This window comes from Streptomyces altiplanensis, from assembly GCF_053591575.1.
In genome coordinates this window covers 1-23,497 of the sequence record NZ_JBSFUB010000105.1, presented here as the reverse complement: position 1 = coordinate 23,497, position 23,497 = coordinate 1, and the positions used below count along the sequence as shown (strand labels likewise).

Genomic DNA, 23,497 nt, shown 5'->3' with positions numbered 1-23,497 from the left:
TGACGGTCATCGCCGCTGCCGTCCTCACCCTGGAGCGTCAACGCTGAAAACGCTCAATGAACCGGCTACTCCTCGCTCACGGTCGGACTGTCAGTGCCCGCCCGTACCCTGTCGCCAAGCACCTGCGACAGGAGGGCAACGTGGCCCGCAACGGCATCAACCGGCGTGAACTCGACAAGTGGGCCAAGGGCCTGGTCAAGGAAGCTAACAAGAGCCTGGAGCGAGCAGCCCGCCGCAACCCTTCGCGCGTGCCTGTTCAGTTCGAGACCACCACGACGGGAGGGATGGCGTCCCGCCGAGTGGTGTAGCCGATCAAGCTGACGGAATCCCCAGGTCGCGGCCCGAATTGCCCTCGCCGGAGGCCCTGTTGAGGGTCGCCGGGCCGGGACCAGCGGTGATTGCACGACGGCCGGCAGCGGCACGTACCGGACGGCTCCGAAGCGGAGGCGACGGACCGTGATTGGCTACACCACGACGGGGGACACGACCACGGGAGGCGGCGCGCTGAACGGCGGGGCGATCGAGAGCAGCGCCCACCTGGCACGGCTGCTGCTGTGGCTGGACGCCTACGCCCAACAGCACCCCGGGCACTACGTCGACGTCACCCGGTTCGTCGAAGAACAGGAACTCACCGAAGACGCGTCCGTGCTCGCCTTCCAGCTGGAGCAGCGCGGCCTGGCAGACCTCGCCCGGACCTACGGAAGCGGTGCGCCGCACGTTCACCTCACGGACGAAGGCCGCGTCGCCGTGCACACCCTGAAGAACCTGCAGAACGACCGCGCCGCTCGCCTCCGGCACACGATGGACGCCTTCCTGCGGTGGCTGTACGACACCGCAGGAGACCAGTCGCCCACCGACCCCAGCCTGTTCCTCGCCACGCCGGGGTCGTTCTTCGCCGGAGCCGAGATCCCCCAGGCCGACCTTCAGCAGGCACTCGTCCACCTGGCAGAGAACGACCTCATCGAACCCGTAGGCACCGAACCCGTCGCGGTCGCCATCACCACCCAGGGCGTCAGCTGCGTCCTGTCAGGAGGAAGTGTGCAGGACCACACCAACCAGCAGCGCCCCGGCACCACCTACAACAACTTCCTGCCGAACGCGCAGGGCGTCATCATCGGCGAGCAGCAGAACGTCACCCAGAACAACACCGTCGGCATCGACCCGAGCGCGTTCGTCCAGCTGGCCGGGTACGTCGGCCAGATCAGCAACACCCTGGGCATGCCCGAGACGGACCGTGTGGAGCTGGAGCGCGTCGCCCGGGAACTCCACGACGAAGCGACGTCGCCGAACCCCGAGCCGGGCCGGATGCGGCAGTTCGCGACCCAGGTCAAGACCATGCTGGTGGGGGCCGGGGCGACGGCCGCCGCCCAGGTCGGCCTTCAGATGGCTGAGCAGGCCCTGAGCACGCTCGCGTAGAACCGCTTGCACAGGATGGGGGCCCCGGGAGATCAGTCATGGTGCCCGGGGCTCCGGCTGCCAGTGCACGGTTTCCTGAATTCAGCGACTTGTGTACTGTCGTGGGTGTGCTGACTCTCGCTGCTGACATCGAGGTGCTGGCGCGGTTCGGCCGCGCCCTCGCCGACCCGATCCGCTGCCGGATCCTTCTCGCCCTGCGTGAGGCCCCGGCCCACCCTGCAGACCTCGCCGACGCTCTGGAGATTTCCCGGACCCGGCTGTCGAACCACCTGGCGTGCCTGCGTGACTGCGGTCTGGTCGTCGCGGTACCGGTCGGCCGGCGCACCCGCTACGAGCTCGCCGACGAACGCCTCGGCCACGCGCTGGACGACCTGCGCACCGCCGTGGTGGCCGTCGAGGCCGACAAGACCTGCGAGGACGCGGAAGACAAGGACTGCTGCCGATGACCACCGAGATATCCGTCGGCACAGGCCCGGCCCCGACCCGCCGCGACGTCCTCACCAAGCGGATACGGCTGCTGGTCGCGGCCACCATCACCTATAACGTCATCGAGGCGGTCGTCGCGATCACCGCCGGGACGATCGCCTCCTCCACCGCGCTGATCGGCTTCGGGCTCGACTCCGTCATCGAGGTCTCCTCCGCCGCCGCGGTCGCCTGGCAGTTCTCCGCGGCCGACCACGCAACCCGAGAGGCGCGGGAGCAGCGGACGTTGCGGATCATCGCGGTGTCGTTCTTCGCGCTCGCCGCGTTCGTCGGCATCGACGCCGTCCGCGCGCTGGCCGGCACCGGCGAGGCCGAGCGGTCCGTCCCCGGCATCGTCATCGCCGCCCTCTCGCTCGCGGTCATGCCGTTCCTGTCCGCTGCCCAGCGCAGGGCCGGCCGCGAACTTGGCTCCGCCAGTGCGGTCGCAGACTCCAAGCAGACGCTCCTGTGCACGTACCTGTCCGCCGTGCTCCTGGTCGGCCTGGTCCTCAATGCCACCCTCGGCTGGTCCTGGGCCGACCCCGTCGCCGCTCTCGTCATCGCCGCCATCGCCGTGAAGGAGGGCCGCGACGCCTGGCAGGGCAAGGGCTGCTGCGCGACCCCGGCCGCAGTGGTGCTGCCCACCGGAGCCAAGGAGAGCGACGCGTGCGGCTGCCGCCCCGGCTGTGACTGCTGCGGCTGAACCGAAGCCTCAGCAGCTGAACCCCGACGAGCACATGGTCGGGGTCTGCTGCTGTCCAGGAGCGCTGACATGACCCGACTGGTGATCCAACTTCGGTGGCAATCGGTCCAGGTTCCCTGTCACAGGACAGTCCGCAGGGTGTCACGCTGACTGGGCGTGAGCGTGACACCCGCTGTCACGCTCCCTCGGAAAAGTGTCACGCCGCCTCGAATGTGTCCCGGTATGCCCGTCTCCTGGAGCCCGTGGGGGCCTCCAGACCGGATTCGAGGGCGGAGTGTGACACATGCTGACTTCGGCTTGTCAGGGTGACGCTGGATCGTCGAGGGCCAGGCCGGTTCCGGTTATGAAGCCGTCGAGGATGTCGGGCCGGTACTGAAGGCGTTTGAGCCGGTTGCGTACGAGTGCTTCGAGCCGGTCCAGGGCGAGTACGGCGAGGTTGGCCAGGCTGCGCTTGACGTGTGCCCATACGCCCTCGACCGGGTTGAGGTCGGGCGAGTAGGCGGGCAGCAGGAACACCGTCAGCCACTCACGTTCGGTGATCAGCTCGCGCATGGCGTGGGAGACGTGGGTGTTGAGCCGGTCCCAGACCAGCACGATCGGTGCCTTGAGGAGCTGGGGGACGCCGTCGATGAGTGCGATGAAGTCACGCTCGCCCATGCTGCGGCGCTTGCTCTTGCCCGTTCGGTGGGTGCGCAGGCGGTGGCCCGGCCGGGTGCGGGAGCCGGGCCGTACCGTGATCAGTCCGGCCACCGAAAGGCGCCCCGAGCGGCGCCCGCTGACGGTCACGGCCGGGGTGTGGCCGCGCCGGCCCCGGGTGCGTCTCCGGGGCGGCCGTCGGGTGAACCCGGCTTCGTCCTCGAAGCAGATGTAGCCCCCGCAGGCCGCCCGGGTCCTTTTACCTCCGCCCAGGCCGCCTCCTTCCAGACGGTGACGGCCTGCTCGTCGCGCTCGGCGACCCTGCGCGCGGGGACCTGCGGGCTGAAGCCGAGCCGGTATCAGCCGCGTGGTCCCCGAGACGCTGTAGGAGACGTGGAACTTCCGGCCGATCAGCGTGGCCACCCGAGCGGCGGTCCACACCCGGTCCTCCACCCAGCCGTGCGCGGCCGGACCCTGCTCGAGATATCCGGCGAGCTTCTCCAGGCAGCGCGGTGACAGACGGCGTCTCGACCCGCTCGGGCCACGCGGGGCCAGAACCTCACGGCCCCCGTCCCGCCACAACTGGTGCCACTGGCAAGCCGATTTCAGGCTCATCCGCAGGCGCTTTGCCACCTCCGGCGGCTTGATTTCCTGCTCGAACAGCTCGGCCGCCCGCATCCGTATCGTTTCCCGGCGGCGGCGCCCCATACCTCACACACCACGGAATACAGCCACCACCGCAGGCCCCTCAGGAACTTCGCGAAGATTCACCCTAACGAGCCGAAGTCAGTAAGAGCAAAGGCCGTCCGGCTCACGGCCGGACGACCCCCTCAACAAGATTTCCAGCAGTTTTCTAGACGATTCATCGACAGGTCTGCCAATCTGATGAGCAGGCCGAGCGAGTGATCACCTCGATCGGGAGCCGCCGGGGCGGCAGCCGGTAATCACCGTCATTCGCCGCAGGCTGTCGCGGCCGGCGGCTCCCGAGTTTCCGCGGAGGACATGTGGGCAAGGTCTGGTTCATCACCGGGGCTTCACGCGGTTTCGGACGGAGCTGGGCAGAGGCCGCTGTGGCCCGCGGTGACCGGGTCGCCGTGGCGGCCCGGAGCGGAGCGACGCTCCAGGCGTTCGCCGACGAGAGCGGCGACGCCGTACTGCCTCTCCCGCTGGACATCACCGACCGAACCGCGGTGTTCGCCGCCGTCGAGCGCGCCCACGCCCACTTCGGGCGTCTCGACGTCGTCGTGAACAATGCGGGCGTCGGACACATCGGCTGTATGGAAGAAGTCACGGAGCACGAGGCGCGGGCCGTCATCGAGGCCAACATCCTGGGCACCCTGGCCGTCATCCAGGCCGCGCTCCCACTGTTGCGGGCGCAAAGGGGCGGCCACCTGATCCAGGTGTCGAGCAGCGGTGGGATCGAGGCGTACCCGGGCATGGGCCTCTACTGCGCCACGAAGTGGGCCCTGGAGGGCATGTCGGAAGCGCTGGCCGAAGAGGTCGCGCCGTTCGGCATCAAGGTCACCGTCCTCGAACCCGGCGGATACGCAACCGGCTGGTTCTCCGCCGCACCGCGCTCCGTCCCGCACCCTGCGTACGGCCCCCTGCACGACGCGCTCGATCCGACCCTGACTCCCGATGCCCTGCCGCCTCCCGAAGCCACTGTGCCCGCACTCCTCGCCCTCGTGGACAGCGTGGACCCGCCTCTACGCCTCCCCCTGGGGAGCTTCGCCCTTCGCGCGGCCGCCGAGGCCGGCGGGCGGCGGCTCGATGGCCTTTCCACGTGGGACGCCGTCATCCGAGGTGCCGACGGCCTCTCTGTCACGGACGGGACGCCGCACCCGCAGGAAGCCGGGCAGGGCACATAGGACGGCGCCCGCGCCCGGCCCCTGGACGAATCGCCGCACTCACCACGAACGACCTCGATCTCAGCGGCATGGTCAAACGCCAGATGTTCGGCCGAGCCGAACTCCCGCTCCTCCGCAAACGGGTACTGCTCACTGCCGCCCGATGACTGTGCTGTTCAGACATTGACGGAGGGGAAAAGACGATGAGCACGAAGCGTCTCGGCGCCCGAGAAGGCGGCTGCCGGGACTACGTGGCCGACTGGCCCGCTCGCCCGGCTTCTGTTCGCAATATGCGAGCCCGCTCGGCCGGGTCGTAGACGGGGCCAACGCCGTCGATCAGCAGCAAGTCGCCCTCGATATGGTCGGTACGCAGACGCAGGATGGCCCGGTAGGCGGGAGAGTCGTACCAGGCACGGGCTTCGGCCGGGCTGGGGAACTCGATCAGCACCATGCTGCCGGGCCACGCCCCCTCCACAACTTCCGCCGGCGGACCGTGGATGACGAAGCGGCCCGCGAAGGGGTCGAGGGTTGCCTGGATGCGCTCTAGTGTCTCGTGATTCCGTTGGCGCTACTTGATCTTGTGTGGTTCGCTCTCTCGGCATGTGGCTCTCTGTAGAACAGGTCGCCGAGCTGCGGGCGTTGGTGAACAGTCGGGACGTTCCCGCGGATATCGCCACGTGGGGCCGGATCGCCTTGTGGGTGAGTGAGGGGCGCCGTCGCAAGGACATCGCCGAGCTGCTTGGCGTGACGCTGCCGACGGTGGATCGCTGGAAGCGGCGCTATGCCGAGCAGGGCCTGGCCGGACTGGAAGGTGACCGCCCCGGTAGGGCGCGGGAACAGGTGCCGGCTCGGGTGCGGGCCCGGGTGATCGCGCTGACGCGCATGACGCCGCCGGCCGGTACGGGGCTTTCGCACTGGTCCGCACGGGAGTTCTGGAGATCGTCCAGATCGCCCTGGACCTGCTGGCCTGGATGCCCATGCTCGCTCTGACCGGCGAAACCCGCAGATGGGGACCCCGCCGCCTGAGGCTCCGCCTCTTCTCCGCCGCCGCCCAGCCCGTCACGACCGCCCGCCGCCGGCACCTGAGATGCGCCCGCCACCGGCCCTGGACCGACGTGATCACCGACGCCCTCGCACGGCTCGAGGTTCTCCCGAACCCCGGCTGACCAGTACGTTCCCGCCCCTTCGAACAGTACTTCCTCGACCGGAGCCGTGGAACCCGGCGCCCACCCGACGCGACAGCCGGGCTGTCAGCCTGGCCACCAACAGCCAGAACAACCGAAACGGCCCGCCGAAGAAACCGACGGACCGTCACGAAAGATCGAGGTTAGTCCGAACGGGTGAGATCAGGCTTTTGCTCCTTGAGATCACAATATGCTCCCACTTGGCCCGTGTGGGCTGGCTGAGTCGCGCTGCGGCTAGCTCGTCCAGTCCCTTCCACTGAGGAGAGCTGAATGCAGGAGGGCCAATCCATTGAGCGGTCGGCGGCCATTGCGGTTGTGGGCGTAGCCTGCCGACTCCCGGGTGGTGTTAGAGGCCTCGACGATCTCGCGTCGCTCCTTATGTCAGGCCGCGACGTCGTCTCCAGCGTTCCGCCGGACCGATTCGACGTCGCCGAATTCCTGGACGGGGGCCGTCGCAGAGCCGGACGCACCTACACCGTGGCGGGGGGCTTCCTCGAGGACATCACAGGTTTCGATTGCGGGTACTTCTCCTGGATCTCCCCCCGCGAGGCTTCCCGCATGGACCCGCAGCAGCGACTGCTGCTGGAACTGGCCGTGGAGGCCCTGGACGACGCGGGCGCGGACGCCGAACGCCTCGCGGGCGCGGACGGTGCCGTGTTCATCGGCTGCTCCAGCAAGGACTTCGGAGCCCTGCAGGCCACGCGCCCCGACTCGGGCAACGCCTACACCATGTCTGGGACGGCCGGCGGCAACACCGCCAACCGGATCTCCCATCTGCTTGACTGGCATGGCCAGAGCGTGACTGTCGACACCGCCTGCTCTTCGGCCCTGACCGCCGTCCACCAGGCCTGCGAGCACCTCCGCACAGGCAAGTCCGCCCTGGCCCTGGCCGGCGGCGTCAACGTGCTGCTCGATCCACATGTCTACAGCGGGTTTTCCGACGCATCGATGCTCTCGCCGACGGGGCGATGCCGAGCTTTCTCCGCCGACGCCGACGGTTACGTGCGGGCCGAGGGTGGCGGACTGCTGCTGCTCAAACCCCTGCCCCAGGCCCTTGTGGACGGAGACCGCGTGCACGCGGTGATCGTGGCCGGCGGCACCAACAACGACGGCCGCACTGCGGGGCTCGCCCTCCCCAACGGCAAGGCGCAACGGCTGCTGCTGGAGCAGGTGTATGGCGACGCCGGGATCTCGCCCGACCGGCTCGTGTATCTGGAGGCTCACGGGACAGGCACCCCGGTGGGCGACCCCATCGAGTGCACCGCCATCGGCGAGGCTCTCGCGCGGCACCGGACTGCGGGGCCGCTTCTGATTGGCTCGGTAAAGTCCAATATGGGTCATTTGGAGGCGGGTTCAGGTGTAGCTGGGCTGCTGAAGGCCTTGCTGACGCTCCGTCTCCGCACGGTGCCGGCCACCCTTCACGCCCGGCAACTCAACCCTGCGATCGACTTCGACCAACTCCAGCTCCGGCCGACGGTCACAGCGGAATCCGTGGAGGTGACTGACCAGTCCGTTGTCGGTGTGAACTCCTTCGGTTTCGGTGGCGCCAACGCTCACGTGGTGATGGCGCCCCCTCCCGTCCAGGCACCGGCGGACACAACAGCCTTCACGAAACCGTTGCCCCTGGTCGTCTCAGCGCGTACGCCCGAAGCTCTCGCCGACTCCTGCGCCCGCGTCGCGGAGCGGCTGGAGACCTGTGGTGCCGACGAGTTCTACGATGTCTCCCATACCGCAACCCGACGGCGCACCCGTCATCCACACCGCACAGCACTGCTGGTCTCTACTGCGGACGAGGCGGCGCAGGCGCTGCGCCGTGCGGCCCGCGAGGAGCGCCCGGCGCCCGGGCTGTCCCGCGCACAGGCAGTCGGCGACGGGAGGGTCGTCTTCGCCTTCGCGGGCAATGGCTCGCAGTGGGCGGGTATGGGAGCCGACCTGCTCGCTGCCGAGCCGGTGTTCCGGGAGGCGGTCGAAGCGGTGGACGCCGAGCTCGGCCGCCATCTCGACTGGTCTGTTGCCGAGGAAATGGCCGCTGACGCGGAACGCTCCCGGATCCGCGACACGCAGGTGGCCCAACCTCTGCTGTTCGCCTTCCAGATCGGCCTGGTGGAGCTGTTCGCGGCCCGCGGCATCCGCCCCACGGCGGTCACCGGGCACAGTGTCGGCGAGATCGCCGCCGCGTACACCGCCGGGTCACTGTCGCTGGAGAACGCCGCGCGGGTGGTCGCCTACCGCAGTCGCGCCCAAGCCCTCACCGCGGGCAAGGGCACCATGGCCGCGGTGGGTCTGTCAGAGGAGGACGTGCTCAAGGAACTTGTCCGCTATGGCAGCCGCCTTGAGCTGGCCGGGGTCAATACCCATTGTGACACCACAGTCGCCGGGAACAGTGAGGCTCTCGCTGCGCTCGGCGAGGAACTCGGCATGCGTGGCGTCTTCTTCCGCCCTCTCGACCTCGACTACGCTTTCCACAGCCGCGAGATGGACGTCATCGAGGAACCGCTGCGTGCGTCCCTGGCCGCAGTGAACTCCCAGCCGGCCCGACTGCCGTTCGCATCGACGGTCACCGGCGCGCTGTTGGCGCAGGACGAGCAGCTGGATGCGGCGTATTGGTGGCACAACGTGCGGCGTCCGGTTCTCTTCGGCCCGGCCGTGGATGCTCTGCTGGATCTGGGCGCCGACGTCCTGATGGATGTGGGCCCCCACGCGGTGCTCAGTCCGTACCTCAAGCGCCTCGGGCTACGCCGCCGCGACCGCTCCGTGGCCGTGATCCGCACGTGCACCCGGCGCGGGGAGGGGCCGGCGGCGGTCCGTACGGCGGTGGCCCACGCCCTGGCGGCGGGTGCCGACGTCGACCTGGATGCCCTCCTGCCGCGCGCGGGCCGCGTGGTGGACCTGCCCGCCTACCCCTGGCAACGCGAGCGGCACTGGAACGGCGCACCGGACTGGTGGGGCCGGGTCACCAGCGATGGCACAGTGTCCCGTGCCCTGCTGGGCCAGCGCGCCGCGGTGGCCGCACCGACGTGGCACGGACCGCTGACCTCGGCCCGCACCCCGTGGCTGGACGACCACCGAGTGGGCGCCACCCCTGTGCTGCCGGGCACCGCCTACGCGGAGGCGGCATTGGAGGCGGGCTGCGAGGCCCTTGGCACCCATGCGTTGGAGGTGACGGACTTGCTGTTCACGGCGGCCTGTGTGCTGCCGGGCGAGGACAGCACCGACGAACTGCTGCTGCAGACCTCCCTCGATCCGCAGACCGGGGCAGTCGAGATCGCCAGTCGCACCGGGCGGAGCGGCACGTGGCGGCCGCACGCCCGCGGCCGGGTGCGGCGGCTGCACCGGGAGGCTCCGGAGCGTACCGACATCGGCGCCGTAACGGCCCGTTTGAAGGCCCGGCCGGGAGCCGTGGCCGAGCACTACGCGGCGCTGTCCCGGGCCGGGGTGGTGCACGGGCCCGCGTTCCAGGTGCTCACCGAGTTGCGGGCCGGGGACGGCGAGGCCCTTTCCGCCTACCGCGTCCAGGCCGACACCTCCGGCTACCTGGCCCACCCGGCGCTGCTGGACGGCGCCCTACAGACCGGCGCGCCGCTGCTGGCTGCCCTCGCGGACCGACACCTCTTCCTGCCCGCGGGCATCGACGCCGTCCGGTTCTGGCGCCGTCCCGCGGACAGCGGCTTCGTCCACCTCACCGCCCGCACCCTCGGCGACCGCCACGCGGTGTGGGACTTGCGTGTACTGGACGAGGACGGCGAGGTGAGCATGGAACTCACAGGCTGTCGTCTGCGTCGCTTCGACCAGGCCGGGACCCCTCTCGGACGATACGAGATCGCCCTGCGCGCAGCTCCGGCCACCGCCTTGCCGACCGCGGTGCACCTTCCTTCCCCTGACACCCTGCTGGCCGCCACGCGTGAGGAACGGCGGCGGCTCACCGAGATCGCGGATGACCGGTATCCGCGTTTCGTCGCGGGCAACTGGCTTGCGCTCGGCCACTATGCAACCCGCGCGTTTGCTGAGCTCCTTCCCGCACAGAGGGAGTTCGGCACGCTGGAGCTTCGAGCGGCGGGGGTGCGCGCCGCGTACATGCCCCTGCTGGAGCTGCTCGCCCGTGCTGCCTGCGACAGCGGCACGCTCGCGCCCAGCGGGCCACAGACGTCCGCCCGCTGGCGATTCACCGAGACCCCGCCCGACCCCGCCGCACAGGTCCACGCTCAGCTGCGGGAGCTGCCTGACTGGGCGGCGGCAAGTGTCGTCTTCAACCTGGGCCGTCCGCAGCTGGCTGACATCCTCCGCGGTAAGGCCGACCCGCGCGAGATGCTCTTCGCAGGCGCCGACCAGCATCTGATGACCCAGCTGTACAGCGACTCGCCGCAGATGCGACTGCACAACCTCTACGCCCGCGATCTGGTGCACGAGATCGTCCGTCACTGGCCACAGGGCCGCCCGCTGCGAGTCCTCGAACTGGGCGCCGGTACCGGCGGCTTGACGGGAGCTGTCCTGTCAGCTCTCCCGGCCGACCGCACGTGTTACACCTTCACCGACGTCAGCCCGGCGTTCTTCACCCGCGCCGAAACGCGCTTCCGCGACTACGACTTCATGACGTACCGCGTCCTCGACCTTGACAAGGATCTGGAGGAGCAGGGATTCGCCGACGGCCAGTTCGATCTCGTCCTCGCGGCCAACGTGCTGCACGCCACCGCTGACGTCCACCACGCCGCCGAGCAAGTGGGGCGTCTGCTCGCCGACGGCGGTCTGCTACTCGGCCTGGAAAGCCTCGAAGACGACTTGGTCGGCTCGCTGTTCGGGCTGCTCGACGAGTACTGGGCCTGTACCGACGAGCGCCGAGGTGGGTCTCCGTTGCTGTCCAGGGACCTCTGGACGAAGTGTCTGACGAGTTCGTGCTTCGCAGAGGTGGGGTACACGGGCGTGGCACCGGATCCGGAGCGTGCGGACAACACCGTCCTGCTCGCCCGTCGCGCGCCCCGTACGAATGCCTCGCCGCTCGTGCCGGCGCCTGCTCCGGCCGAGGGAGCCTGGGCCGTCATCACGGAATCCGCATCGCGCGCGCTCGGGGAAGCCGTAGCCGCACGGCTGGCTGCGCCGGTGACCGAGCTGCGCGAGGGGGTGCGCCTGCCGGAGCTTCCCGCGGGCGAGCCCGGGGCGCCACTGCGCGCCGTCGTCCTGTTGGACGCCAGATCCCTCCCCAAGGCCCCGGGTGCCGGGGCTCCCCGGGGCTCCGGCGGCCCTGAGGACGTGGACCGGTTGACCGTCACCCGCGCTCAAGCGCTGCGCGACCTGACCGGCGAACTGGCCGCTGCGCAATCCGAGCTGTGGATCGTGACGCCGCCCGCAGGACTCTTCCCGGCCCCTGAGCGTCCCCTCAGCCCGGCCGACGCACCCATGTGGGGGCTCGGGCGGGTGCTCGGGAATGAGTACCCCGGCGTACGGGTCGGCAGGATCTCCCTCGAACCCACCGGCGACCTGGACCACGACGCGGACCGTCTGGCCGAGGAACTGCGCGTCGGCGAAGGCGGCGCGGAGCGTGTCCTGACCGCGGAGGGCCGCTTCCGTCCCGTGCTGATCACCGAGAGGCCGCCCACTTTCACGGGGGGAGGCGGCTACCGGTTGCAGTTGCACGACCCCGGACTCGGGCATCGGCTGAGTTGGGTCGAGGAGGCCGTGCGACGGCCTGGCGAGGGAGAACTGCTGATCGAGGTAGCGGCCGCCGCCCTCAACTACCGCGATGTCATGGTCGCCACCGGACTGGTGCCGGACGAACACGCTCCGGACCATGGGGGGCCACGTCTTGGCCTGGAGTGCGCCGGTGTCGTCACCGAGACCGGGGCAGGCGTGCACGGCTTTTCCGCCGGCGACCGGGTCTACGCATCCGGTTACGGCTGCCTCGCCTCGCATGTAGTGGTCCGCGCCGACCAGACCGGCCCTGTGCCTGAGGGTATGCGGTTCACAGAGGCGGCCACCCTGCCGGCCGTGTTCCTCACCGTGCAATACGCGCTGGAGGAGATGGCCCGGCTGCGCTCCGGGGAGGTGGTTCTGGTCCACAGCGGCGCGGGGGGAGTGGGGCTCGCGGCGATCCAGTACGCCCTGGGCCTGGGCGCCGAGGTGATCGCCACTGCCGGAACGCCCGCCAAGCGCCGGCTACTGCGCAGCCTCGGGGTGCGCCACGTCTTCGACTCCCGCGATCTCGCTTTCGCCGAGGAGGTGCTCGTGGCCACCGAGGGCCGGGGCGTGGATGTCGTCCTCAACTCGCTGGCCGGGGAGGGTATCGCGCGCGGGCTGGAGTGCCTGCGCCCCGGCGGCCGGTTCATCGAACTGGGCAAGCGTGACCTGTACGCCAACTCCCCGCTGCTGCTGGGACCGTTCCGCAACAACATCGCCTACTTCGGCGTTGACGTGGGAAGTCTGGCCGCGCAGTCACCGCAGACGGCCACCGGCCAGTTCGCGCAGCTGACCCGTCGTATCAGCGACGGGCGGTACGAGCCACTGCTCCACCAAGTCTACGCAGCGGACCGGGTCGCGGAGGCCTTCCAGAGCTTGCTGCATTCCAAGCACATCGGCAAGGTCGTCGTCGACCTTGCCCAGGCTCCGCCGATCACGTCCGCGGACGGCGGTGTCCTGTCCCTGTGTCCCGACGCCTCCTATCTGGTCACAGGCGGGTTCTCCGGCTTGGGCGCGGCCTTCGCCGAGTTCCTGGCCGAGGGAGGCGCCCGCCATCTGGTGCTCGTCGGCCGCCGCGGCGCCGCCACACCCGAGGGCGCCGGTCTCCTGGAGCGGCTCGCCGCGCGGGGCGTCGAGGTACGCGCCCACGCGGCCGACATCGCCGAACCGGGAACCGTCGCCGGCATCCTGGCGGAGGCACAGGACACCGGGCACCCAGTACGCGGTGTCCTCCATGCAGCCATGCACATCGACGACGCCCCGCTGATGGAGCTGTCCCCGGAACGGTTCGCCGCGGTCCTGCGCCCCAAGGTCGCCGGCACCCTGGCCCTCGACCGTGCGACCCGGGACGAGGAGTTGGACTTCTTCGTCGTCTGCTCGTCGGTCAGTGCGTTGGTCGGCAACCGCCATCAGGGGCCCTACTGTGCCGCCAACGCCTTTGGTGAAGCGGTGGTGCGCGAGCGGCGCCGCGCCGCACTGCCGGGCCTCGCCGTGGAGTGGGGCAACATCCGGGGTACTGGATACGTTGAGAGGACGGGCCTGCTGGACAAGATGGAGCGCGGCGGCGTGGGCGCTGTGGATCCTCGGGAAGGCTGGCGTGTCCTGAATGAGCTCGTCGTCCGCCAAAGCGAGTCGGCGATCGTCGGCCGTCTTGACTGGCAACGCATCCGGCAGCTGTTCCCGGCTCTTGATGCCGGCCTGTTCGAGGGCGGTGACGAGAGCGGAGCAGGCTCTGGCGCGGAGAGCGCGGAGGAGGTGCAGGCCCGATTGGAGGCTCTCTCCCCGGAGGAGGGCGCCGAGGTGGTCGAAGAGATGCTGGCCGAAATGGTGGCGAAGGTTCTACAGACGTCGGTCGAACGAGTCGACCGCACCTGCAGGCTCGACCGGCTGGGTCTGGACTCCCTCATGGTCGTCGAGCTTTCCGTCATGGTGCGCAAGCGGCTCGGCTGCGACATTGCCGTACTGGAGCTGATCTCTGCGAGCTCCCTTGACGACCTCGCCCGCCGGGTGCTGCCCCTGATCCGAGGAGACCGATGACCGTCGCACCCCTCACCTCTGCCCTTCCCGACCTGGCCAGGCTGCCCTGGTGGCGCCCCTGCCTGGTGCAGGTCGTCGGCGCCGAGCACGCCGCCCCGACTCTGGCGACCTTCGTACGACAGCTCGTTGCCGCCTTCGAGGAGCAGGGCCACACCGTGGTCGAGACCTCGCACGGCGATGTGGACCTGTTGCTGGTGGTCACCCGTGTCCCGGAGGGCCCTGCTCCGTTGCGCGAGCGGCTGCCCGAGCAGGTTCCGCCACTTGCTGTGGCGGCGTGCCAGGAGCATGGACTTCGGGTCGGTTCGCGGCAGGTCGTCGTCCTCGTCGAGGTGCCGGAGCGACTGAGCGGCCTGCCGCACGAGGAGGTCGTCGTTACCGCACGTACGGCCATGGCACGGATGGCGGCTCCCAGGGTGCTGTTCGTCTCCCGGGGCGAGCGGCCCGGCCAGGTAGCCGAGGCCACCCTGTGCACGCTCGAAGGCGGGCACCCGACAGAGACGGAGCACATCCCGGACCGGATGCGCGACCGCCTGGTGACCGCGGCCTGTGCGCGCGAGGTGGCCGATGCCTGCGAGGTGGTGCCCGACGCCGTGCCGGCCCGTGTCTGGGACGCCAGTCCTGTGCCCGGGCAGCTCGCCCGCGCGGGACGGGCCATGGGCGAACTGAACCTGCTGCCCGAGCCCGTCGACATCGGCCGGTACGTGTCGTCCGAACTGGCCCGCATGTATGAGGCGTACATGGGCTGGAAGCGGCTGAGCGAAGGCATGCTCTTCCTCGTCGACCCCGAACTCGATGCCCTGGTCGTGAGCGCATCCGGTAGCTGGGATGTCGACAAGCGGACGCTGGGCCGCAACGACATCACCATGGTGGCGCTCGACCCGCCGGACAGTCCCCTGCGGGTCCTCGCGCCGGAAGGCTGCCGCCCGCTGGGCCCCTCGGTGGAGGCATGGGAGGTACGGGCCTTCCTGCACGCGGTGCCCAAGGTCCGGGTCGGTCGTACGGCGGCGGGGGCGTGGGAGCCCCGCCCGGACGGCGAGCGTGAAGTGCCCCTGATCCGAGCCGGGATCCACGCCCACGTGGGGGTCGAGCGGGCCGATGCGGCACACATCGAGACGGTGCCGCCGGACCGGGAGCGCTATCCGTACGGGTTCGGCTGCGGCACCGATCTGATGGGTGAGGTCGCGGCCGACACCGTACGCCGCTCCGGGGCCGTACGTGACGCGGACGATGCCCGGCTCTATGTGCGCTGGCCGATGCTCTACCACGGTGAGATGGCCGTGGAGCTGTGGAAACCCGGCTTGCCCGCCGAGCCACTGAGCGGGTTGCTCGACGTCTTCGCCGCCTCTGTGGACTTCCGTCCCGACCACATCGAACAGCCGGTCTGACCATGGTCCTCGCACTGGTCACCGGAGCGAGTTCGGGCATTGGGGAAGCCTTCGCGCACCATCTCGCGCAGGACGGGCACGACCTCGTGCTCGTCGCCCGCACCCCGGACGCCCTGGAACGGACGGCCCGCACGCTGCGGGAGGCCACCGGCAGGCACGTCGATGTCCTTTCTGCCGACCTCGCCACCGCGCAGGGATGCGCCGTGGTGGAGGAGCGGCTGCACTCCGGCCCGCCCGTGGACGTCCTGATCAACAACGCCGGGACGGCATTGGGCCGCCCGTTCCCCACCACGTCCGTTGTGGAGGAGAGCGCCCTGCTCGACCTCAACATCCGGGCCGTGATGCGGCTCACCCACGCCGCCCTGCCGCGCATGCTCCGGGCCGGCGGCGGCGCGATCGTAAACGTGGCCTCGGTCGCCGGGTGCGGACCCTCGTGGCTGGCCAGCACCTATCCGGCCAGCAAGGCATGGGTTATCGCCTTCAGTGAGTCCGTCGGCCGGTCCAAGGGTGTGAGCCAGGCGGGAGTGCGCGTGCTTGCGGTACTGCCCGGCTACACCCGTACAGCTTTGCACGAGCGCAACGCCGTTGACACCGCGCACTTCCCGTCCTGGATGTGGCTGCCGGCCGACCGGATCGCCTCCACGGCCCTGCGCGACCTGCGGCGCGGCCGGGCGGTGTGTGTGCCCGGGCGCCGGTACCGGGCGGTCGTACAGGCCGTGCGGCACCTGCCGCGCGCTCTGGTGCTTCCGCTGTGCTGGGACCTCAGTCGCACGGACGCCTGGGACCTGAGTCGTACCGGCGCCGACGTACCAGACGGCGGCGATCCGATGCGGCCCGTACAGGAGGAGAAGCCATGACGGCAACAGATGCTCAGCCCCCGACCGCCTGGGAGGTCCCCTCCTCCGGCTCGGCTCGCTTCAACTGGGAGTACGGCCAGGGCCGGGAGCGTCTGCTGGCGCTGTACCAGAAGGGCAAGGACAAGCAGTGGGATTCGGATCTGCGTATCGACTGGGACCTCGATGTCGATCCTCACGACGCGCTCGGCACTCCGGACGAACTGATCCCGCTGTACGGCACGGATCACTGGCGGCGCATGCCCGAACGGGAGCGCGCCGAACTGCGCCGCCACTACGCGTCCTGGCTGTTCAGCCAGTTCCTCCACGGTGAGCAGGGTGCGATGGTGTGCGCGGCCCGGATCGTGGAGGCGGCCCCGGACCTGGACGCGAAGTTCTACTCCGCCACTCAGACCATGGATGAGGCGCGTCACGCGGAGGTCTACAGCCGCTTCCTCCGGGAGAAGATCGGCCTGGTCTACCCGATCAACGACAACCTTCAGTCGCTCCTCGGTGACACGCTCCGCGATTCGCGCTGGGACATGCCGTACCTCGGGATGCAGGTCCTGATCGAGGGCCTGGCCCTCGCCGCCTTCGGCATGCTGCGTGACACCACGGACAAGGAACTGCCTCGCCAGATCCTCACCTTTGTGATGCAGGACGAGGCCCGTCATGTTGCCTTCGGCAGGATGGCCCTGCGCGACCATTACGCCCAGCTCAGTCGGGCCGAGGTGCGCGAGCGCGAGGACTTCGTCGTCGAGGGCTGTTATCTGATGCGGGACCGCTTCCTGGGGCTCGAAGTGCTGGAAAACTTCGGCATTCCCCGGCAGGAGGCCGTCCGGCTTACCGAGCAGTCCGAGTTCACACATTTCTTCCGCAAGCTGCTGTTCCGGCGGATCGTGCCCTGCGTCAAGGACATCGGACTGCTGGGAGAAAGGCTGCGGCGCGCCTTCGTCGACCTGGGCGTGCTCGACCTCGGCGGCACCGGTCTGGAGCTGCTGATGGCCGACGACGAGGAGCGGGCCGATCGATTGGATCGGGCCCGCTTCGAGCGCGAGGAAGCCGCGCGGCGGAAAGAGGTGGCCCAGGCCATCGAACGAGGTTCCGAAAGCTGAACACCTGCGCCATCTCGGGCGTGCGTCTATCAGCGGCCCGCGCGGCCCCGAGGCAGCAGTACCGCGCGGACCCGCAGCAGGGGAGCCGGCGCCCACCAGTTCCACCGTCCTGCCAGACCCATCACGGCCGGTACCAGCAGACAGCGTACGAGCGTGGCGTCGATGGCCACGGCGAGGGCAAGCGCCGTTCCCAGCAGCTGAAGCACTGTCAGGGACGAGGACACCAGGGCACCCATCACAATGATCAAGGTGAGGGCTGCTGCAGTCATCAGCGGACCGGTGCGGCGCAGCCCCTCGACGACGGCCGCGCCGTTGTCTCCCGAGGTCAGGTACTCCTCGCGGATCCGGGCCACGAGGAAGACCTCGTAGTCCATAGACACCCCGAACGCCACGCAGAACACGACCACCGGAATCATCGGGTCCAGATGCCCGGTGGCTGACCCTCCCAGCCGGGCGGACAGTTCCCCGTCCTGGAACAGCACGACCATCGCGCCCATTGTGGCCGCCAGGGTGAGCAGGTTCATCACGATCGCCTTGGCCGGTACGAGCACACTTCCGGTGTACAGGAAGAGCAGCACGCCGACTGCGAGCGTGATCAACACGGCGGCCCACCCCAGGTGCAGGGCCAGGCTGCGCCGCATGTCCACCAGCGCAGCCGTCTCGCCCGCCACCATCACCGGCCCAGGGGCAGACATCGTGCGCACTGCGGCGACGAGATCCCGTGCCGGGCCGCTGTACGGGGAGGCGGAGGTGGTGACGGTGTACCAGACGCCGGTTTGCGGAGCTCGCTCAGAACCTGCTGCTACGCGATGGGGGGCGGCTGCATGGCCGGGGGCATCTTTGCGCTCTGGAGTCTCCGCTTGAGCGTGAGCGTCGGCGTTGCCGGGGACATTACTGGGAGCGTCGTTGTTAACGGGCCCACGACTCGAGATCTCCGCCTGGCCGGCGCCAGTCGTCTGCTCGCCGGCCGTGCTGGTTGGATACGGCCCCAGCACTGCGGTTACGGAATCGAATTCTGACAACCTCTCGCCCAACCCGGTGGCCGCAGCTGTGCCTGGTCCCAGGCTCGGGAACAGCACAGTGACGGTGGAGCCCTGCAGCGCGGGAAAGTCTTCAGCGGCACGTTCGGCCGCCGCCCGCGGCGGCGCCTGGCGGGCCAGCCATGACTCGTCGATAAAACCGGATCGCGCCCCCGCGAGGGGCACAGCCAGTGCGAGCAGCACGACGGACACGACGGTAGCCACGGCGACAGGGCGGCGCAGCACCTGTCCTCCCAGCCACTCCCACGAACGCTGCTCGCGGACCGGACTGCGCCAGCGCAGGACGCCGCCCTTTGTTCCCAGGCGGTTCCCCAGCAAGGCCAGCAGCGCCGGTAGTAGGACCAGAGCGCCGACTCCGGCCAGCGCGACCACCGCCATCGACGCGGCGCCCAGTGACCGGAAGAACGGGGCGGGGAAAAATAGCAGGGCAGACAGCGAGAGCCCGACGACGGCGGCGGAGACCACAACGGTCCGCCCGGCCGTGCGCACGGTCGAGGCGACGGCCTCTGCCGTCCCCGCGCCTCTTGTTACCTCCTCCCGGAACCGACTGACCATGATCAGGCTGTAGTCGACGGCAAGGCCGAAGCCCAGAGCGGTGACAATATTCGGGGCGAAGACGGACACTTGGAGTTGGCCGGCGAGCAGGGACAGCACCGCCAGTGCCCCCGAAATGCTCACCAGGCCTATGGCCAACGGCAGCAAACAGGCGGTGAACGAACCGAAGATGAGTACCAGCGCGATCGCCACCAACGGAATTCCGATCGTTTCCGAGGTAATCAGATCCCGCTGGCTGCGCTCCTCCGCGTAGCGGTTGACCGCGAGCCGTCCAGACGCTTCAACCCGCAGCGGTCCTAGATCCCCGGTGTACCGCTCGATGACCCGGGACGCGGTCCGCCCGGCCTGCTCATCGTCACCGCGGATCCCTACCTCCAGCAGCGCAGAGCGCCCCTCCCGCGACACCAGTGCGTCGACTTGCTGCTGAGGCACGGTCCACGGGGATGCCACCGACAGCACCCCCGGTACAGCGGCCACATGGCGTACGAGGTCCCGGCCCGCGTCGCGCGCCGCTCCCTCCCGAACCGACTGCGTGGACCGGGCGGTCAGCCGAAGTTTGGCCGGTACGGCCCCGAAGCGGCCGGACAACAGGCGCTCGGCGCGGCTCGACTCGGCGGCGGGGTCCAGATAACCCCCATCGACCAGCCGGTCGCCAAGGCCTAGCGACAGCGGGAGACTCAGGAGTACGGCGAGTGCAGCGAACAGCACGATCGGCCACCGTCGAACCACAGTCCAATGCCGCTCCGATTCGCCGGCTGCGGGGCGATCAACCACATTTTCCCGCGTCACCAGCATCAACGACCCCTGTCGTAAATCGAGTTTTCGAGTGCATCGGCCCTGGCGGCATCATCGATGTTCATCGGACTGCATACCTGAAAAGGCGCAAAGATCCCCACGTTCAGGTGAACAGGACAATTCCGATGGTCGAGGGGGCCGACTGCTCGGTGGTGCCCCGACGAGTGGCGCAACTGCCCGGTGGGATGGGGTTCACTCCGGGTGTGAAGTGAGCTGTTCGCCGGATTGTCGGGGGTCTTGTCACCCGGCGCTGTCACGTTGGTTGACTGTGTGGGATGATCTTCTGTTGGGTCATGCTGGGAGGGGTCGTCCCAGGGTCTTTGAGGCCGTGTCCTATGTGGGGGTGACTCGTTGGGCCCGATATGGGGCGGGGTACGTGGAGTTGGATTGTTCCGGACGGGTTGTGGGAGATCGCGGAGTCGTTGATCCCGCCGTCGAAGGTGCGGCCGCAGGGTGGCGGGACGCAGGACACGCCTGATGAGACGCTGTTCGCGGCGATCATCTACGTGTTGGTCAGCGGGTGTGCCTGGCGGGCCTTACCGCCGTGCTTCGGTGCGTCGAAGTCGACCGTGCATCGCCGGTTCGTCATCTGGTCGAGAGCCGGGGTGTGGGGCCGGCTGCATCAGAAGATTCTCCAGCTGCTGGACGGGCAGAACTTGATCGACCTGTCCCGGGCCGTTCTGGACTCCGCGCACGTCCGCGCTAAAAAAGGGGCGAACTTGCAGGTCCGAGCCCCGTGGACCGGGGCAAGCCAGGTTCCAGGATGCACGTCCTGTCCGACGCGCAGGGACTGCCCCTACGCGTCGGGCTCCCCGAGGCAAACACCCACGACAGCCAGGCCCTGAAGCCGGTGCTGTCCCATTTCCACATGGGACACGAATCCCACGCGACCGAACCGAAGCCCCGCCGCCTTCACGCCGACAAAGCGTACGACGTCCCCCACCTGCGGCGATGGCTCTGGGGCAAGCACATCGGAGTCCGCATCGCCCGCAAAGGCATTGACTCCAGCGAGCGGCTCGGCCGCCGCAGATGGGTCATCGAGCGCACCATGTCCTGGCTGACCGGCTACCGCCGACTCAACCACCGCTACGAGCGGAAACCAGGCAACTACCTGGCCTTTCTCGGACTGGCAGCAGCCCTCTGCTGCTACAGACGGTTCCTCAAACTGACCATGTAGGACACGGCCTTAGCCCTACAGCTCACCTTCCCCACCGCGGCCGGCGTCCTGGCCGTCAGCATCAGCGCCGCGTACACGCTCCGAGAACTCTGCACCCGGCGAAAGCCGTAACCGCCCAACGGCGGACCAATTTCGGAATCACCCCCACCGGTTGCAACCATCCAGTGCCCACAGTTGTCACACAAGTTATTCACATGCCGTCGTGACCCCACAACACCGGCAGACCCTCATGACAGGCAGCCCATGACGGACACCCAGCCCGACCCGGCCGACAGCAAGCAGCCCGACAGCGCCAGCACCACACCGGGCGCTCCAACCGTCCCGCCCATCCCGGACACCACGGCGGCCGCCACCATAGTCCCGGCACCGGCCACCAAACCCAGTACCCGGCGCACCCTCACCACCCTCCTCATCGGAGCCGTGGCCGGAGCCGCCAGCGTCGGCGGCACCTGGTACATCACCAGCCACGACACCAGCAGCAGCGACAGCACGCCGACCGCTGGAACACCCGTCGAGGTTCTCGAGGCCGAAGCCCAGCAGGAGGGCACGTTCACTCTTACCGGTGACTTCACCCTCACTGATGGGGCGATCAGCGACGACACCGGCGGCTGCGAAGGGTCCGGCGGCTACGAAGACATCGAGCTCGGCACCTCAGTGACCGTGTACGACGCCGGAGGATCGGTCATCGCGACGAGCTCCCTGATCCTCTCCGAGTTCGACGAGGCAGCCGAGACGTGCACCTACGACGTGGCCGTGGACGACGTGCCGGCCGACGAGGACTTCTACCAGGTGGAGATCGGTCACCGGGGGAAGCTGCAGCTGTCCGCCGAGGAAGCGAAGTCCGGTGGATTCTCCGGATCCTTGGGCAACGACTGACCCTCCCGTCCCGGACCGTTCCGTACCTTGCGCTCCTCCCACATGCCAGTTCCCTTCATTCCGTCAGGAAGCAGCACCCCATGTCCCAGCAGTACCCGCACAACCCGAACCAGCCCCAGCAGCCCTTCCAGGACCAGGCCCCGTACCAGGGGCAGCCTCAACCCCCGTACCAGGGCGCACCGGCCGGCTGGCCCGGCGGGCCCGTCCCCCCGCAGCAGCCGCAGAAGTCCTGGTTCGCCCGACACAAGGTCCTCACCGCAGTCGGCGGCGTGTTCGCGTTCCTTATCGTCGTCGGGATCGCCTCCAGCGGCGGTGACGACTCGGGCAGCGCCAAGTCCGACACCGTGGCCACCGCCCCGGACAAGCAGGCTGACGCCAAGCCCACCGACAAGGAGGCCCCGCCCGCCAAGGAGAAGGAGAAGCCGGCCCCGAAGGAGGAACTGTCGCAGGCCGACGAGTTCAAGGCGTTCATCAACAAGAACGGCACCGCGGCGGAGAAGGCCGCAGCGAAGCACATCGTGAAGGTCCAGGGCGCCGACAAGAACAACGACATCCTGGACACCGCCGAGGTGTACACCGACTACACCGGCGGGATGATGGGCTCGCACCAGGGTGACGGCAAGATCCTCGCCTCCGCGTTCGCCGACTGGCGCACCTCAAAGAACGGCCTGGTCACGATTTACGACGAGGCCGGGGACGTCCTCTCCAACGGCAACTACTGACCACGGGGGTGCTGTCACGTTGGCTGACCGGGTGGGATGATCTTCGGGTTGGTCATGGTGGAGGGGGACCGCCCGTGGACAGTGCGCCGTCGTACAGGGGGCACCGGTATCCGGTCGAGGTGATCTCGCACTGCGTGTGGCTGTACTTCCGCTTCCCGCTCAGTTTCCGGGAGGTCGAGGAACTGATGCTGGAGCGCGGCATGATCGTCTCGTACGAGACCGTCCGGCGCTGGTGCCTGAAGTTCGGTCAGCAGTACGCCAACGGCCTGCGCCGCCGACAGCCTCAGCCCGGTGCAAGTGGCATCTGGACGAGGTCTTCATCAAGATCAACGGTGAGCAGAAATACCTGTGGCGGGCTGTAGACCAGGACGGGATGGTGCTGGACATCCTGGTGCAGAGCCGCCGGGACACGGCTGCGGCCAGGCGCTTCTTCCGTACGCTGCTGACGAAGACGGGCGGGGTGCCGCGGGTGATCGTCACGGACAAGCTCCGCTCCTACGGCGCGGCCCACCGCGAGGTCATGCCCTCCGTCCAGCACCGTTCCCACAAGGGCCTGAACAACCGGGCCGAGAACAGCCACCAGCCCACCCGGCAACGAGAACGGGCGATGAAAGGCTTCCGCAGCGTGGGGGCCGCGCAGCGGTTCCTGTCCGCGTTCAGCGGCATCTCACCCCACTTCCGGCCCCGCCGCCACCTGATGACCGGCACCCAACACCGCGCCGAGATGACCGTCCGCTTCGCTATCTGGGAGCAGGTCACCGGCGTCACCAGCCGGCCTGTCGCGGCCTGAGCCCAGGGCCGGTACCCGGCCCCACCACACCTCGACACGCCGTCAGACACCCGCACACCCAACAACGTGACAACGTGACAACGCCGCTGACACCGCTGCTGGGGCGGTTCGACCGGCGGACGGTGATGTGCGTGCTGATGGCGGTCCTGACGGTGGGCAACCTGCTCGCGGCATGGTCGCCGGACTTCGCTGTGATGGTGGCCGCCCGCGTGCTGGTCGGCATCGGCATGGGCGGCGTCTGGGCGATCGCGGCGGGT

At 69.0% G+C, this 23,497-nt stretch carries 16 protein-coding genes and 3 pseudogenes; 16 read left to right on the top strand and 3 right to left on the bottom strand.

All coding sequences use genetic code 11. The features are described from left to right. Nucleotides 1-140: 140 nt before the first annotated feature. The 4 genes from ACWD0Y_RS30885 (at nucleotide 141) to ACWD0Y_RS30870 (ending at nucleotide 2,581) form a co-directional block, all read left to right on the top strand. Nucleotides 141-308, top strand: coding sequence for a hypothetical protein (locus ACWD0Y_RS30885; RefSeq protein WP_450263595.1), 168 nt, complete (start codon nucleotides 141-143; stop codon nucleotides 306-308). 148 nt (nucleotides 309-456) lie between these two features. After that, entirely contained in the window at nucleotides 457-1,416 is a 960-nt protein-coding gene (locus ACWD0Y_RS30880) for a hypothetical protein (RefSeq protein ID WP_450263594.1), read from the top strand. A 107-nt stretch (nucleotides 1,417-1,523) separates the two neighbouring features. Continuing rightward, nucleotides 1,524-1,862 (top strand): ArsR/SmtB family transcription factor, encoded by a 339-nt coding sequence (locus ACWD0Y_RS30875; protein ID WP_450263593.1) that lies wholly within the window; start codon nucleotides 1,524-1,526, stop codon nucleotides 1,860-1,862. Beyond that, nucleotides 1,859-2,581, top strand: coding sequence for a cation transporter (locus ACWD0Y_RS30870; RefSeq protein ID WP_450263592.1), 723 nt, complete (start codon nucleotides 1,859-1,861; stop codon nucleotides 2,579-2,581). Before ACWD0Y_RS30875 ends, ACWD0Y_RS30870 begins: the two co-directional genes overlap by 4 nt. Nucleotides 2,582-2,881: 300 nt before the next feature. Here ACWD0Y_RS30870 and ACWD0Y_RS30865 read toward each other — a convergent pair. Continuing rightward, nucleotides 2,882-3,925 (bottom strand): annotated as a pseudogene (locus tag ACWD0Y_RS30865) (IS630 family transposase). Nucleotides 3,926-4,221: 296 nt separating this feature from the next. Between ACWD0Y_RS30865 and ACWD0Y_RS30860 the strand changes: the two are divergent. Beyond that, on the top strand, nucleotides 4,222-5,085 hold the full coding sequence (locus ACWD0Y_RS30860) for an SDR family NAD(P)-dependent oxidoreductase (RefSeq protein ID WP_450263591.1): 864 nt from the start codon (nucleotides 4,222-4,224) through the stop codon (nucleotides 5,083-5,085). A gap of 226 nt (nucleotides 5,086-5,311) precedes the next feature. Here the strand turns inward: ACWD0Y_RS30860 and ACWD0Y_RS30855 are convergent, their stop codons facing one another. After that, nucleotides 5,312-5,602, bottom strand: a complete 291-nt coding sequence (locus ACWD0Y_RS30855) for a DUF1330 domain-containing protein (RefSeq protein ID WP_450263596.1) — start codon at nucleotides 5,600-5,602, stop codon at nucleotides 5,312-5,314. A 62-nt stretch (nucleotides 5,603-5,664) separates the two neighbouring features. On the opposite strand from ACWD0Y_RS30855, the gene ACWD0Y_RS30850 reads away from it, so the two are divergent. The 6 genes and pseudogenes from ACWD0Y_RS30850 to ACWD0Y_RS30825 all read left to right on the top strand — a co-directional run bounded on the left by ACWD0Y_RS30850 (nucleotide 5,665) and on the right by ACWD0Y_RS30825 (nucleotide 17,285). Continuing rightward, nucleotides 5,665-6,054, top strand: coding sequence for a helix-turn-helix domain-containing protein (locus ACWD0Y_RS30850; protein ID WP_450263590.1), 390 nt, complete (start codon nucleotides 5,665-5,667; stop codon nucleotides 6,052-6,054). Next, a pseudogene (locus tag ACWD0Y_RS30845) lies at nucleotides 5,997-6,230 on the top strand (transposase); the annotation flags it as partial. The gene ACWD0Y_RS30850 and the pseudogene ACWD0Y_RS30845, both read left to right, overlap by 58 nt. 288 nt (nucleotides 6,231-6,518) lie before the next feature. Continuing rightward, nucleotides 6,519-13,952 carry an SDR family NAD(P)-dependent oxidoreductase gene (locus tag ACWD0Y_RS30840; RefSeq protein ID WP_450263589.1) on the top strand — a complete coding sequence of 2,478 codons (7,434 nt, stop codon included), beginning with the start codon at nucleotides 6,519-6,521 and terminating at the stop codon, nucleotides 13,950-13,952. Next, nucleotides 13,949-15,337, top strand: coding sequence for a hypothetical protein (locus tag ACWD0Y_RS30835; RefSeq protein ID WP_450263588.1), 1,389 nt, complete (start codon nucleotides 13,949-13,951; stop codon nucleotides 15,335-15,337). The genes ACWD0Y_RS30840 and ACWD0Y_RS30835 overlap by 4 nt, the downstream gene beginning before the upstream one ends. Nucleotides 15,338-15,339: 2 nt before the next feature. Next, entirely contained in the window at nucleotides 15,340-16,194 is an 855-nt protein-coding gene (locus tag ACWD0Y_RS30830) for an SDR family NAD(P)-dependent oxidoreductase (protein WP_450263587.1), read from the top strand. After that, nucleotides 16,191-17,285: a ferritin-like domain-containing protein gene (locus ACWD0Y_RS30825; protein ID WP_450263586.1), complete on the top strand. Its 1,095-nt coding sequence runs from the start codon at nucleotides 16,191-16,193 to the stop codon at nucleotides 17,283-17,285. Before ACWD0Y_RS30830 ends, ACWD0Y_RS30825 begins: the two co-directional genes overlap by 4 nt. Before the next feature lie 29 nt (nucleotides 17,286-17,314). Here the strand turns inward: ACWD0Y_RS30825 and ACWD0Y_RS30820 are convergent, their stop codons facing one another. Further along, entirely contained in the window at nucleotides 17,315-19,675 is a 2,361-nt protein-coding gene (locus ACWD0Y_RS30820; RefSeq protein ID WP_450263585.1) for an MMPL family transporter, read from the bottom strand. Nucleotides 19,676-20,037: 362 nt separating this feature from the next. Between ACWD0Y_RS30820 and ACWD0Y_RS30815 the strand changes: the two genes are divergently transcribed. The 5 genes and pseudogenes from ACWD0Y_RS30815 to ACWD0Y_RS30795 form a co-directional block, all read left to right on the top strand. Continuing rightward, nucleotides 20,038-20,852 (top strand): IS5 family transposase gene (locus tag ACWD0Y_RS30815; RefSeq protein WP_450263584.1). Its coding sequence is split into 2 segments (ribosomal slippage): nucleotides 20,038-20,386 and nucleotides 20,386-20,852, totalling 816 coding nucleotides; the frame shifts between segments, so codons are not numbered across the junction. A 243-nt stretch (nucleotides 20,853-21,095) separates the two neighbouring features. Next, nucleotides 21,096-21,728, top strand: a complete 633-nt coding sequence (locus ACWD0Y_RS30810) for a hypothetical protein (RefSeq protein ID WP_450263583.1) — start codon at nucleotides 21,096-21,098, stop codon at nucleotides 21,726-21,728. An 80-nt stretch (nucleotides 21,729-21,808) separates the two neighbouring features. Next, nucleotides 21,809-22,450, top strand: coding sequence for a hypothetical protein (locus ACWD0Y_RS30805; RefSeq protein WP_450263582.1), 642 nt, complete (start codon nucleotides 21,809-21,811; stop codon nucleotides 22,448-22,450). Between the two features lie 74 nt (nucleotides 22,451-22,524). Then, a pseudogene (locus ACWD0Y_RS30800) lies at nucleotides 22,525-23,240 on the top strand (IS6 family transposase). A 74-nt stretch (nucleotides 23,241-23,314) separates the two neighbouring features. Beyond that, on the top strand, nucleotides 23,315-23,497 hold a 183-nt coding region (locus ACWD0Y_RS30795; protein ID WP_450263581.1), incomplete at its 3' end, for an MFS transporter.

Bases quoted from the DNA above. Each gene is read 5' to 3' on its own strand.
- ACWD0Y_RS30870 (WP_450263592.1), top strand. From the start codon at position 1,859: ATGACCACCGAGATATCCGTCGGCACAGGCCCGGCCCCGACCCGCCGC.
- ACWD0Y_RS30850 (WP_450263590.1), top strand. From the start codon at position 5,665: ATGTGGCTCTCTGTAGAACAGGTCGCCGAGCTGCGGGCGTTGGTGAAC.
- ACWD0Y_RS30840 (WP_450263589.1), top strand. From the start codon at position 6,519: ATGCAGGAGGGCCAATCCATTGAGCGGTCGGCGGCCATTGCGGTTGTG.
- ACWD0Y_RS30835 (WP_450263588.1), top strand. From the start codon at position 13,949: ATGACCGTCGCACCCCTCACCTCTGCCCTTCCCGACCTGGCCAGGCTG.
- ACWD0Y_RS30830 (WP_450263587.1), top strand. From the start codon at position 15,340: ATGGTCCTCGCACTGGTCACCGGAGCGAGTTCGGGCATTGGGGAAGCC.
- ACWD0Y_RS30825 (WP_450263586.1), top strand. From the start codon at position 16,191: ATGACGGCAACAGATGCTCAGCCCCCGACCGCCTGGGAGGTCCCCTCC.
- ACWD0Y_RS30820 (WP_450263585.1), bottom strand. From the start codon at position 19,675: ATGCTGGTGACGCGGGAAAATGTGGTTGATCGCCCCGCAGCCGGCGAA.
- ACWD0Y_RS30810 (WP_450263583.1), top strand. From the start codon at position 21,096: ATGACGGACACCCAGCCCGACCCGGCCGACAGCAAGCAGCCCGACAGC.
- ACWD0Y_RS30805 (WP_450263582.1), top strand. From the start codon at position 21,809: ATGTCCCAGCAGTACCCGCACAACCCGAACCAGCCCCAGCAGCCCTTC.